The organism is Streptomyces nanshensis (assembly GCF_001751255.1).
Lineage (GTDB): Bacteria > Actinomycetota > Actinomycetes > Streptomycetales > Streptomycetaceae > Streptomyces > Streptomyces nanshensis_A.
The window spans coordinates 14,544-27,574 of sequence record NZ_LJGW01000416.1 but is presented as its reverse complement, the minus strand read 5'-3'; the positions used below and the strand labels follow the sequence as shown (position 1 = coordinate 27,574).

10 protein-coding genes are annotated in these 13,031 nt (G+C 70.0%); 9 read left to right on the top strand and 1 reads right to left on the bottom strand.

Annotated features, from left to right (window positions below):
* From AN218_RS26105 to AN218_RS26075, 7 genes are all read left to right on the top strand, one after another.
* A partial coding sequence (locus AN218_RS26105; RefSeq protein WP_420856016.1) for an Rv3235 family protein occupies positions 1–401 on the top strand: 401 nt, incomplete at its 5' end.
* 183 nt (positions 402–584) lie between these two features.
* Positions 585–1,997: an aminotransferase family protein gene (locus AN218_RS26100; protein WP_070019472.1), complete on the top strand. Its 1,413-nt coding sequence runs from the start codon at positions 585–587 to the stop codon at positions 1,995–1,997.
* Positions 1,998–2,026: 29 nt separating this feature from the next.
* Complete coding sequence (locus tag AN218_RS26095; RefSeq protein WP_070019471.1) at positions 2,027–2,971, top strand: phosphotriesterase family protein; 945 nt, start codon at positions 2,027–2,029, stop codon at positions 2,969–2,971.
* Positions 2,968–3,723, top strand: coding sequence for a FadR/GntR family transcriptional regulator (locus AN218_RS26090; RefSeq protein ID WP_079132602.1), 756 nt, complete (start codon positions 2,968–2,970; stop codon positions 3,721–3,723). Before AN218_RS26095 ends, AN218_RS26090 begins: the two co-directional genes overlap by 4 nt.
* A gap of 4 nt (positions 3,724–3,727) precedes the next feature.
* Positions 3,728–5,230 (top strand): aldehyde dehydrogenase, encoded by a 1,503-nt coding sequence (locus AN218_RS26085; RefSeq protein WP_070019470.1) that lies wholly within the window; start codon positions 3,728–3,730, stop codon positions 5,228–5,230.
* Positions 5,231–5,245: 15 nt separating this feature from the next.
* Entirely contained in the window at positions 5,246–6,406 is a 1,161-nt protein-coding gene (locus AN218_RS26080; protein WP_070019469.1) for an enolase C-terminal domain-like protein, read from the top strand.
* Between the two features lie 84 nt (positions 6,407–6,490).
* Positions 6,491–7,810, top strand: coding sequence for an MFS transporter (locus AN218_RS26075; protein ID WP_070019467.1), 1,320 nt, complete (start codon positions 6,491–6,493; stop codon positions 7,808–7,810).
* A 278-nt stretch (positions 7,811–8,088) separates the two neighbouring features.
* Here AN218_RS26075 and secA read toward each other — a convergent pair whose 3' ends face one another.
* The gene (secA, locus tag AN218_RS26070) at positions 8,089–10,911 is read right to left on the bottom strand and encodes a preprotein translocase subunit SecA (RefSeq protein WP_070019465.1); all 2,823 of its coding nucleotides are present in this window, start codon (positions 10,909–10,911) and stop codon (positions 8,089–8,091) included.
* A 216-nt stretch (positions 10,912–11,127) separates the two neighbouring features.
* Between secA and AN218_RS26065 the strand changes: the two genes are divergently transcribed.
* Positions 11,128–11,724, top strand: coding sequence for a GNAT family N-acetyltransferase (locus tag AN218_RS26065; protein WP_070019463.1), 597 nt, complete (start codon positions 11,128–11,130; stop codon positions 11,722–11,724).
* A 105-nt stretch (positions 11,725–11,829) separates the two neighbouring features.
* On the top strand, positions 11,830–12,996 hold the full coding sequence (locus AN218_RS26060) for a winged helix-turn-helix domain-containing protein (RefSeq protein ID WP_070019461.1): 1,167 nt from the start codon (positions 11,830–11,832) through the stop codon (positions 12,994–12,996).
* Positions 12,997–13,031: the final 35 nt, after the last annotated feature.

Genomic DNA, 13,031 nt, shown 5'->3' with positions numbered 1-13,031 from the left:
CCCCCTCACCGTCCGCCTCCGCCCTGCGAGCCGCCGCCGCGAGGGAGCGTGAACGGCAGCCCCCGTACTGGTTCGCCAACAGGCTCGTGCTCGTCCTCAGCGGACAGCGCCCTGTCCACACGCTGCTGGGCCACACCCGCGCCGCCGCGTACGAACAGCTCTCCGGCCTCGCCTCCCACGCCCCGCTGCGCCCCCGCGGCGCCGACCGCCGGAGCCCGGCCGTACTGGACGCCCGCGGCCGGCGCCCCCGGGACGGTGTGATCGAGGCGTTCGCCCGCATCGTCACCGGTGAGCGGCAGCGGGCCATCGCCTTCCGGCTGGAGCTGTGCCCGGACCGCAGATGGCGCTGCGCCGCCGTGGAGCTGGACGGGCAGTCGCCGTCACGGCCCGGCGGTCGCTGACCCGACCGTGGGTCGCACCCTTCCCCTGTCCCCCGTTCCACATCGTCCGCGCGCCCTCCGCTTCATCCGGCGTGCGGACGGTCTCGCGAGGTCGTCGTCGCCGATCGCGTATCCGCACGCCTCTTGACAGGAGGAAACGTCGCCAGTCCAATAGTCCAATCTATAGACCTTTGGAGGCGAGACATGTTCCGTTTCTCCGCGGCGAGCAAATCGGCGGCACGGACGCACGTCCGCCACTACGCAGCCGACTTTCCTCTGCTGGACGAGCTGTTCCCCGGCACGTATCCCCGCCTGCTCGTCGAGGGGGACGGCACGGATCTCATCGACTCGGAGGGCCACCGCCTGCTGGACGCCGGAAACCACCTGGGAGCCTGCGTCGTCGGGCACGGCCGCCACGACATGGCCGAGGCCATCGCCGCCCAGGTCCGCAGCATGGAGTTCGCGTCCCTGGAGGCGGGCGCCTCCCATCCGTACGTCGCCGAACTGGCCCTGGAACTGGCCGGACGCGTCCCCGTCGACGACGCCGTCTTCAGCTTCACCTCCAGCGGCAGCGAGGCGAACGAGGTCGCGGTCAAGATCGCCCGCGACTACCACAGGCGCCGGGGCGAGAGCGGCAGGTTCAAGATCCTCAGCAGGTACGGCTCCTACCACGGCTCCAGCTACGCGGCGACGACGGCCACGTCCATACCGGCCTTCCGCGAGCCCTTCCAGCCGCTGGTCCCCGGCTTCGTCTCGCTGCCCCAGCCCTTCCCCGGCTTCTGCCCGTCCTGCTCCTTCGAGGAGAAGAGCTGCGGGGAGAGCTGCTTCGAGCAGACCGCGGCGGTCGTCGAACGGGAGGGTCCGGAGACCGTCGCGGCGATCCTGGCGGAGCCGATATCCATACCCGGCGCGGTCAAGGTCCCCTACCCCGAGTACTGGCCGCGGCTGCGTGAACTCTGCGACCGCTACGGCATCCTGCTGATCGCGGACGAGGTCGTCTCCGGATTCGGGCGCACCGGTGCGATGTTCGCGTGCGACCACTGGGGCGTACGCCCGGACATGCTCACCATGGCGAAGGGCCTCACGAGCGGCTACGTACCGATGGGGGCGACGGCCGTCTCCCGCCGGATCCAGGAGGCCTTCGAGGTCTCACCGCTCGCGCACGTCAACACCTACGCGGGACACCCCGTGGCCAGCGCCGCCGCGCTCGCCACGCTCCAGATCCTCGACGACGAGCGCCTCGTGGAGAACGCCGCGGCGCACGAGGACGGGCTCCGGCAGCGCCTGGAGGAGATCGGCGACGAGACGCCGTGGCCGACGCGGGCCTCCGTACGCGGACTGCTGGGGAGCCTGGAGATCCGGCTGCCCGAAGACGCGGACGCGGAGAGGTTCCGTTCGCTGCTCTGGCACGAGAGCTACGAGCACGGCGTCGTGCTGCGGGTGACCCGCGGAGGACAGACGGTCTCGGTCTTCTTCTACCCGCCGCTGACGATCACCGGTGACGCGATGGACAGCGGCCTGGGCCGACTCGCCGCAGCGGTACGGCAGGTGGTCCGCGCGACGGCCGAAGGTTCCGGCGCGGACGACGCAGCCCGCCGGACGGAACGACTCCCGTGACCTCACGGGCCGTTGACGGAGGAGGAACGATGCCGGCACACGTCATGACGGTGCAGGGACCCGTCGATCCGGGCGACCTCGGCTTCACGTTGATGCACGAACACCTCGTGACGCGCTTCTGGCACGCGTCGCACCGGTACGACCTGGCCTGCATGCCGGAAGACCGGCGCTACGTCCTCGAAGAGCTCTCCCGGCTGGCCCGTACGGGCTGCCGCACCCTCGTCGACGTCACTCCCGTCGGCATCAACCGCGACCCGGAGGCCCTGCGCGAGATGGCCGAACGTACGGGCATCCAGGTCGTGATGGGGTGCGGGTGGTACCGCGACTCGTACTTCCCCGCGCGGGCGGAGATCGACCGGCGGTCGGTGGACAGCCTCGCCGAGGAGATGCTGGCCGAGATCAAGGAGGGGGTCGCCGGGTCCGGCGTACGCCCGGGCATCGTCGGCGAGATCGGCACCGAGAAGGACTGGATGTCGCCGGCGGAGGAGCGGGTGCACCGCGCGGCCGGACGGGCCGCGGCGGCCGGCGGACTGGCCCTGATGACGCACAGCTTCGCGTCCGACATCGGCCTGTGGCAGCTACGGGTGCTGCGCGAGGAGGGCGTCGACCCCGCGAAGGTCGTCATCGGCCACGCGGACACCTACCGGCTGAAGCCGTATCACATGGCTCTCCTCGAAGAGGGCGCGAACATCGAGTTCGACACGCTGCTGTGGTATCGGCCGGAACTCTTCGACAACGCCCTCGACCTCATACGCGACTACGTACACGAGGGCTTTCTCGGCCAGTTGCTGATCTCGATGGACACGTGCAAGGCCGAGCATCTGTCGTTCTTCGGCGGAGCGGGGATGACCGCCGTCCATGACCGGGTGATTCCGGGACTGCTCGGCCGGGGCCTCTCCGAGGCCGACATCTCGGCGATCTTCGTGGACAATCCACGCCGCATACTGACCGTCGAGACGAAGGTGCCCGAATGAGCACGCGCGGAGAAGAGACCGGACCGGGATACTCCGAGGTCTTCCGGAAGATCCAGGGCCACCGCACCCAGCACGAAGTCATCGACCAGATCACCTTCGCGATCCGGGCCGGGAAGTTCGTCCCGGGCGACCGGCTCCCGTCCCTCGACGACCTGTCACGGCTGCTCGGCGTCAGCAGGTCCGTGGTCATCGAGGCCGTACGCAGCCTCTCGCTGGCCGGCGTGATCGAGACACAGCGCGGCAACCGGGGCGGCCTGACCGTGGTGACGAGCAACATCCCGGTCGCGCTGCTCGGCCTGTCCAGCAACAAGTTCGAGCGCCTTCCCGACGTGCTGGAAGCGCGGCGCGCGGTCGAGGAGCGGCTGGCCCTGCTCTGTGCGGAGCGCGCCGACGCCCGCGACTTCGAGCTGATGGAGAACTCCGTCCGGCGCCTGGTGGAGAACCGGGAGGCCGGGCGCACCGAACGGCGCTACTGGGACCACCTCTTCCACTACCAGATGGCCCGCGCGGCCCGGAGCGAGATGCTCGCCTACCTCCAGCATCAGATCCTCGAACGCCTCACGGTCGTCCTGGAGAACTACTTCACCGAGGAAGAGGACCCGAAGGAAGTCGAATCGCTCCACCGGGAAACGCTCGACAGCCTGCTGACCGGCGACAAGAAGGCGATCAGAGCGGCGATCGACCGGCACCTCGCCCCCCTCGAACGCCACCTCCCCGAACTCCCCGAACTCCAGGCCCCGGAAAGCGAGTAGCAGCATGACTCAGCGCACGTATCCGGCACCCGAGGTGCCCGACAAGCTCTACATCGACGGGGAGTGGGCAGCTCCCGTCGCCGGGGGCAGCCGCCCGAGCGTCGACCCGTACACCGCGAAGCCGTGGGCGACCCTGCCCGAGGCCGACGAGGCCGACGTGAGCCGCGCCGTCGGCGCCGCCGAGACGGCGCTGCGCGGCGACTGGGGACGCACGTCCGGCCGCGACCGGCGCAAGCTGCTGCTGCGCCTGGCCGATGCCATCGGCTCGCACGCGGAGGAGCTGGCGCTCACCGAGTCGTACGACAACGGCAAGCTGCTGCGGGAGATGCGGGGACAACTGGTCGGACTGCCCGACTGGTACGAGTTCTACGCGGGGCTCGCGGACAAGGTCAGGGGAGCCAGCGTCCCGCTCTCCAAGAGCGGCTTCTTCGGCTGCACCGTCAAGGAGCCCGTCGGGGTGTGCGCGGCCATCACCGCCTGGAACTCGCCGCTGCTGCTGCTGACATGGAAGCTGGCGCCCGCGCTGGCCGCCGGCTGCACGATGGTGGTCAAGCCCTCCGAGCACGCCGGGGCCTCGACGCTCGCGTTCGCGCGGATACTCGAGGAGGCCGGAGTCCCGCCGGGCGTGGTGAACGTCGTGACCGGCGGTCCGCGCACGGGCCAGGCGCTCGTCTCGGACCCGGCCGTCGCGAAGGTCTCCTTCACCGGATCCGTCGACGTCGGCTCACGCGTCGGCCGGGCCGCGGTCGGCGACCTGAAGCGGGTGACCCTGGAACTCGGCGGGAAGTCGCCCAACATCGTCTTCGACGACGCCCCGCTGGAAGCGGCCGTGAGCGGCGCCGTCGCGGGCATCTTCGCGGCCACGGGCCAGACGTGCGCCGCGGGCTCCCGCGTGCTGGTCCACAAGAAGATCTATGACGAGTTCGTAGCGGCCCTCGTCGCCCGCGCCGCGGCCATCCGGCTCGGCGACCCGCTGGAGGACGGGACGGAGATGGGCCCCGTCGCCTTCCAGGCGCAACTGGAGAAGGTGCAGCGCTACATCGAGATCGCCTCCGACGACGGCGCCGAACTGCTCTCAGGAGGCCGCCGCCCCGGCGAAGGGCCCCTCGGCGACGGGCTGTTCATCGAACCCACCGTCCTGGGCAACGTCGACAACCGCATGCGCATCGCCCGCGAGGAGGTCTTCGGACCGGTGGCGGCCGTCATCCCCTTCGAAGACGAGGAGGAGGCCGTGCGCCTGTCCAACGACTCGCCCTACGGCCTGGCCGCGGGCGTATGGACGCAGAGCGTCGCCCGTGCGCACCGCATGGCCAAGTCGCTGCGCGCCGGGACGGTCTGGGTGAACGCCTACCGGACCGTCGGCTACGAGATGCCCTACGGCGGCTTCGGCTCCAGCGGCATCGGCAGGGAGAACGGCACCGAGGCGATCGACGCCTACCTGGAGGACAAAGCCGTCTGGATCAACACCGACGACGGCGCCGGACGCGACCCGTTCCACCTGGGCTAGAGAGGACTTCCCGACATGCGCATCACCTCGGTCCGCGAGCGGCAGATACCGCTCGGCGCGGACATCCGTAACGCCTATGTGGACTTCTCCACGATGACGGCCTCGATCGTGGCCGTCGAATCCGACGTCGTACGTGACGGAAAGCCGGTGACCGGCTACGGATTCTCCTCACCCGGCCGGTACGCGCAGGGCGAGATCATCCGGGAACGTGCCGTGCCCCGCCTCCTGCGCGCCGCCCGCGAGGAACTGCTCGACCCCGGCACCGGCGAACTGGATCCCGTACGCGCCAACGCCGTGATGTTCCAGGGCGAGAAGCCGGGCGGGCACGGGGACCGCAGCGTCGCCCTGGGAGCGGTCGACGTGGCGATGTGGGACCTGGCGGCCAAGCTGCGCGAGCAGTCGCTGGCGCAGCTCGTCGCCGACCGGTTCGGCGGCGGTTCGGTGTCCCAGAGCGTCTGGGTGTACGCCGCGGGCGGCTACTACCAGCCGGGGGCCGGACCCGAGGCCCTGGTCGAGGAGCTGACCGGGTACCGCGAAGCGGGCTTCGAGCACGTGAAGTTGAAGATCGGCGGCGCCTCCCTCGCGGAGGACGCCGAACGGGTCGCCGCCGTCGTGGAGAGCGTGGGCGACGGCGCGTACGTCGCGGTCGACGCGAACGGACGCTTCGATCTCGACACCGCCCTCGCCTACGGACGGATGCTCGAACCGTTCGGGCTGCTCTGGTACGAGGAGGCGGGCGATCCGCTCGACTACGCCCTCAACGCCGAGCTCTCCCGCTCCTACGCGGGATCGCTGGCGACCGGCGAGAACCTCTTCTCCGTACAGGACTCCCGCAACCTGCTGCGCTACGGGGAGATGCGTCCCGACCGCGACTGGCTCCAGATGGACCCGGCGCTCAGCTACGGACCGACCGAGTTCTTCCGGATGGTGGCCGACGCGGAGGAGCGCGGCTGGCCGCGCGGACGGTTCGTCCCGCACGGCGGCCACCAGCTCAACCTCGCGCTCGCCGCGGGCCTCGGGCTCGGCGGTACCGAGTGCTACCCGGGCGTCTTCAAGCCCGTCGGGGGCTTCATCGACAGCACACCGGTCAGTGCGGGCCGGGTGAAGGTCCTCGACCACCACGGCATCGGCATCGAGGAAAAGGCCGACCTGTGGAGGCACTTCGAGGACCTGTGAGCCGTATTCGCGCGACCGAGGGGGGGCTTCACGTCTGACGGGCATCAGGGCTCGCGGCGAAGATCAGTGAGAGGTACAGCCGACATGTCAGAACAGCTCGTACAGAATGCTCCGCCGGGCGCCCGTGCCGCGGTGGTCAAGCGTGCCGTGGTCGCCGGAGTCGTCGGCCACTTCGTCGAGTGGTACGACTACGGCGTCTACGCGTACGTCGCCACCACTCTCGCGGTGGTGTTCTTCAAGTCCTCCGACCCCAACGCCGCCCTGCTCGCCGTGTTCGCGACGTTCGCCGTCGCCTTCTTCGCCCGCCCCGTCGGAGGTCTCTTCTTCGGCTCTCTGGGCGACAGACTGGGGCGGCAGCGCTGTCTGGCGACCGTCGTCGTGATGATGTCCGTCTCCACGTTCGCCATCGGCGTGCTGCCCGGATACGCGACCGCGGGCGTCTTCGCTCCCGTACTGCTGCTCCTCGCGCGTCTGATGCAGGGCTTCTCCGCGGGCGGGGAGATCGCCGGGGCCACGTCGTTCATCAACGAGTACGCCCCGGTGGGCCGGAGGGGCGTCCTCTCCAGTCTGCTGCCGGCCGCGTCCGCGACCGGGCTGCTCTTCGGGGCGACGCTCATGACGATCCTGACGGCGAATCTGTCGGAGTCCCAACTGACCGCCTGGGGCTGGCGGGTGCCGTTCCTCATCGCGCTGCCGCTCGGGCTCATAGGGCTCTATCTCCGGCTGAAGATCGAGGACACTCCGCTCTTCCGCGCCCTCGTCGCCGCGGAACAGCACGATCCGACGCCGCTGAGGTCCAGCGTCACCCGGCAGTTCCGGCCGATCGCGGTCGCGTTCGGAGCCACCCTGAGTTACGGCGTCGGCTTCTACGTCGTCATGAGCTACATGCCGACCTACCTCCAGGAAGTGACCACGTTCGGCTCGACCTCGGTGTTCGTGGTCACCACGGCGGTGCTGCTCGCGCACATCGTCTCGCTGCCGCTCAGCGGCGCCCTGTCCGACCGCATCGGCCGGAAGCCGGTCATCACCGTTGCCAGTGTCGGGCTCGTCGTCTGCACGTATCCGGCGTTCCTGCTCGTCTCCCAGGGCAGCAGCCTGGTCTACGCGATCCTGGGCGGAGCGGTGCTCGGAGCGCTCATCGCGGCGACCGCCGCACCTCTCTTCGCGTTCATGGCGGAGATGTTCCCCACGCGGGTGCGCAACAGCTCCGTCTCCGTCGGATACAACGCGTCGGTGATGCTGTTCGGCGGGACCGCCCCGTTCATCGCCACGTTCCTCATCGGCTGGACCGGCAGCCACATCGCACCGAGCTTCTACCTGGTGGCGGCTGCCGCCGCCACGGCGCTGACCCTCTACCGGACCAAGACCGGCGAGAAGATCAGCAAGGAGCTCCCCCAGACCTGAGTCCAGGTCCCCGCCGCGCGTCCGGCCCGCACCCGGAACCGCGCCGCGCCCCGCTTCCCGACATCCCGGCTCCGGCTCCGGCTCCGGCTCCGGCTCCTGGCCACTGTGGCCTGCGCCCCGCCGGCCCCCGGACCCCCAGGCCGCGACCCGGCCCTCGTACGGGAACTCCCAGGCCCCACGCAGCGCTTCGCCCCGCCGGAGGACCTGCCTCCGGCGGGGCGAAGCACCTGCCCGCGCGGGTCAGCGCCCGCGGCTCACGGGCGTCGTCTCCCGCGCTCTCACTTCTTGCGCTTCTTGCCCTTCTGCGCCTTGCGGCGTTCCGCACGCGTCATGCCGTCGGCCTCGGAGCGGACCGGGCCGCCGTTACCGGTCTCCAACTCGCCCTCCTCGACGCCGCCTTCGGCGGTCGGCGCGGAGTAGTGGAGCCGGTCGGGACGCTGCGGTGCGTCGAGGCCCTTGGCGCGGATCGCCGGTGCGGCGCCCGCGGGCACCGCCTCCTGCGGCTCCTTCTCCAACGAGGTCTTCTCCTCGGGCAGTTGCCGGTCCTCGACGGGGACCTCCTCGACCTGCTGCTCGACCTGGACCTCCAGGTTGAACAGATAGCCGACGGACTCCTCCTTGATCCCGTCCATCATGGCCTGGAACATGTCGAAGCCCTCGCGCTGGTACTCCACCAGCGGGTCCTTCTGCGCCATGGCGCGGAGGCCGATGCCCTCCTGGAGATAGTCCATCTCGTAGAGGTGCTCGCGCCACTTGCGGTCCAGGACCGAGAGCACCACACGGCGCTCCAGCTCACGCATGATCTCGCTGCCGAGCTCCGCCTCGCGGGCGTCGTACTGCTCGTGGATGTCGTCCTTGATGGAGTCGACGATGAACTCGGCCGTGATGCCCTCGCGTTCGCCGGCGGCCTCCTCCAGCTCCTCCACCGTCACCTTCACCGGGTAGAGCTGCTTGAACGCGCCCCACAGCCGGTCCAGGTCCCACTCCTCGGCGAAGCCCTCGACCGTCTCGGCCGCGACGTACGCCTCGATGGTGTCGTCCATGAAGTGCCGCACCTGCTCGTGCAGATCCTCGCCCTCCAGGACGCGGCGGCGCTCGCCGTAGATGACCTCGCGCTGGCGGTTGAGGACCTCGTCGTACTTCAGGACGTTCTTGCGGATCTCGAAGTTCTGCTGCTCGACCTGGGACTGGGCGGAGGCGATGGCCCGGGTCACCATCTTGTTCTCGATGGGGACGTCGTCCGGCACGTTCGCCATGGCCATCACACGCTCGACCATCTGCGCCTTGAACAGACGCATCAGGTCGTCGCCGAGCGAGAGGTAGAAGCGGGACTCGCCCGGGTCGCCCTGACGGCCGGAGCGGCCGCGGAGCTGGTTGTCGATACGGCGCGACTCGTGGCGCTCGGTGCCCAGTACGTACAGGCCGCCGAGCTCCTTGACCTCGTCCACCGCGTCCTTGACCGAGCGCTCCGCCTTCTCCAGGGCGGCGGGCAGGGAGGCGGCCCACTCCTCGGCGTGCTCCACCGGGTCCAGGCCGCGGTCGCGCAGCTCCTTCTCCGCCATGCCCTCGGCGTTGCCGCCGAGCTTGATGTCGGTGCCGCGGCCGGCCATGTTCGTCGCGACCGTGACGGAACCCTTCCGTCCGGCCTCGGCGACGATCGCCGCCTCACGCTCGTGGTTCTTCGCGTTGAGCACCTGGTGCCGCACACCGCGCTTGTTGAGCTGCTCCGAGAGGTATTCGGACTTCTCGACCGAGGTCGTGCCGACCAGGATCGGCTGGCCCTTCTCGTGCTTCTCCGCGATGTCGTCGACGACCGCGTCGAACTTGGAGACCTCGGTGCGGTAGATGAGGTCGGCCTGGTCCGCGCGCGCGATCGAACGGTGCGTGGGGATCGGGACGACGCCCAGCTTGTAGATCTGGTGGAACTCCGCGGCCTCCGTCATGGCCGTACCGGTCATGCCGGAGAGCTTGTCGTAGAGGCGGAAGAAGTTCTGCAGGGTGATCGTGGCGAGCGTCTGGTTCTCGTCCTTGATCTCCACGCCCTCCTTCGCCTCGATCGCCTGGTGCATGCCCTCGTTGTAGCGGCGGCCGGCGAGGATACGGCCGGTGTGCTCGTCCACGATCATGACCTCGCCGTCGATGACGACGTAGTCCTTGTCCTTGTGGTAGAGCTCCTTGGCCTTGATGGCGTTGTTGAGATAGCCGACCAGGGGCGTGTTGACCGACTCGTAGAGGTTGTCGATCCCCAGCCAGTCCTCGACCTTGACGACACCCGCCTCGTGGATGCCGACCGTGCGCTTCTTCTCCTCGACCTCGTAGTCGCCGGTCTCGGGCTTCTGCGTACGGGGGTCGCCGGCCTCGCCCTTCTCCAGGCGCTTCACGAGCTTGGCGAAGTCGCTGTACCACTTCGTGGCCTGGTCGGCGGGGCCGGAGATGATCAGCGGGGTGCGCGCCTCGTCGATGAGGATGGAGTCGACCTCGTCGACGATCGCGAAGTTGTGGCCGCGCTGGACCAGTTCGTCCTTCGACCACGCCATGTTGTCGCGCAGGTAGTCGAAGCCGAACTCGTTGTTCGTGCCGTAGGTGATGTCGCAGTTGTACTGCTCGCGGCGCTCCGCGGGCGTCATGTGCGCGACGATGCAGCCGACCGACAGGCCGAGGAAGCGGTGGACGCGGCCCATCCACTCCGAGTCGCGCTGGGCGAGGTAGTCGTTGACGGTGATGATGTGCACGCCGTCGCCCGAGATGGCGTTGAGATACGCGGGCAGCGTGCCCACCAGGGTCTTGCCCTCGCCGGTCTTCATCTCCGCGACGTAGCCGAGGTGGAGCGCGGCGCCGCCCATGATCTGGACGTCGTAGTGGCGCTCTCCGAGCACGCGCTTGGCGGCCTCACGGACGGTCGCGAAGGCCTCCGGCATCAGGTCGTCAAGGCTCTCGCCCTCGGCGTACCGCTCCTTGTACTCATCCGTGAGGGCCCGGAGTTCCGCGTCCGACAGATCCACGAAGTCCTCTTCGATGGAATTCACCTGCCGCGCGACGCGGTCCAGCCTGCGCAGGATCTTCCCTTCACCTGCGCGCATGAGCTTGCCGAAGACGGACACTTTAGGGTGGCTCCTTGCCGGTCGAACCTGGCACGGTCAGTGCGCGGACACGGCGATCCGATCGCCGCCGCACCGGCCATCGTATGCGAGGGACGTACGCCCCTGTACCCCTAACGGTCCGGAGCGCTGGAAGGTGCCGGGCACAGGGTCCCGAGCGGCGCCGGACGAGCCGGACGAGCCGGACGGTCCCGCGCGCGGCGGAGGCACAATCGCTCCATGGAGCCGACCACCCTCACCACCGACCGCCTGCTGCTGCGCCCGTTCGACGCGCGGGACGTCGAGGCGGTACGGGCCGCCTGCCAGGACCCGGAGATCGCGCGCTGGATACCCGTCCCCGATCCGTACGGACGCAAGGACGCCGAGGACTTCGTCTTCGGCGTGAGCCCGGCGGGCTGGCGCGAGGACACCATGTACAACTTCGGCGTCTTCACCAAGGCGGGCGACCTCGTCGGCTCGATGGGCCTCGTACGTCTCTTCCAGCTCCACAGCCCGGAGCGCCAGGCGGAGTTGGGCTTCTGGACGGTCAAGGAGCAGCGGAAGAAGGGCTACACGTCCGAGGCCGGGCGGGCGGTGGCCGAGTGGGCGTTCTCGGAGCTGGGGGCGGAGCGGCTGGAGTGGGTCGCGGAGGCGGGGAACGTGGCCTCGCGCGCGGTCGCCCTGCGGCTCGGCTTCGTACTGGAGGGGACGCAGCGCGCGCGGATCGTCCAGCGCGGTACGAGGCGGGACGCGTGGGTCGCGACGCTGCTGCCGTCGGACGTGGGCGTGGACTCGGCGACTCCGTATCTGCCGTACGACGAGGGGCGGGCGGCGTGATCCGGGGCGGCGCCGTGGACGGATGACAATGCGGATCCCGGTACGGATCCCGGTACGGTCGCCGGCCCTGCCCCGCTGTCAGTGGCGGCGTTTATCGTCTGCCGCATGACGACTGCGGAGATCTCGCTCTCCGCCGACGAGGCCCGGCGCGTGGCCCTGTCGGCGCAGGGACTGCTGGGCGCGCCGGACCGGCGCGCGGGAGTGCGCGGAATGCTGCGCCGGCTGGGAGCGGTCCAGCTCGACACCATCTCCGTGCTGGCGCGTTCACACGAACTCGTGCCGTACGCGCGGCTGGGCGCCGTCGGCCGGAAGGCCGTCGAGACCGCGTACTGGACGGGCGGCCACAGCTTCGAGTATTGGTCGCACGCCGCCTGCATCCTGCCCGTCGAGGAGTGGCCGCACTTCGCCTTCCGGCGGCGTGAGCGGCGTGCCCGGGGCCACCGCTGGCACATCCTGGAGGACCGGGACGCCGCCTGCGCCGCCGTACGGGACCGGCTCAAGGCCGACGGGCCGCTGACCACCACCGAGTTGGGCGGCGGCAAGAACGGCGGCGAGTGGTTCGACTGGTCCGAGACGAAGATCGCAGTGGAGTGGCTGCTGGACACCGGCGAGGTGGTCTGCACGGAGCGCCGGGGCTGGAAGCGCGTCTACGACCTCGCCGAACGGGCCATCCCCGACGAGCTGTTGCACGACGACATCGACGACCACGAGTGCATGCGGCGCCTGGTGGCGCAGGCGGGCGGGGCGATGGGCGTCGCGACGCGCGCCGACCTCGCCGACTACCACCGCCTCAAGGGCGAGCAGGTGGAACAAGTGCTTCCGGAGACCGGCCTGGTGCCGGTCGAGGTCGAGGGCTGGGGCAAGCCGGCGTGGGCCGATCCGGCGGCGCTGGAGGCGTCCCCGCGCGGCCGGCACCGTACGACGCTGCTCTCGCCGTTCGACTCCCTGGTGTGGGACAGGCCGCGTACGCAGCGGATGTTCGGCTTCACACACCGGCTGGAGGCGTATGTGCCCAAGCCGAAGCGGATACACGGGTATTTCGCGATGCCGCTGCTCTCCGGCGGCAGGCTGCTGGGCCGGGTCGATCCGGGCCGGGAGGGCACGACGCTGCTGGCGCGGCAGGTCTCGATGTCCGGGCGGAAGGCGGTGGCCCCGATGGCGAAGGCGCTGTGGGAGGCGGCGTCCTGGGTGGGCTGCGACGAGGTCCGGGTGGAGCGGTGCGACGACGCGGAGCTGGGCGAGGCGCTGGCACGGACCCTGACGGAAGGCTGAACACCGGGCACTCCGGGGGCAGTTGGTCCCCGTAC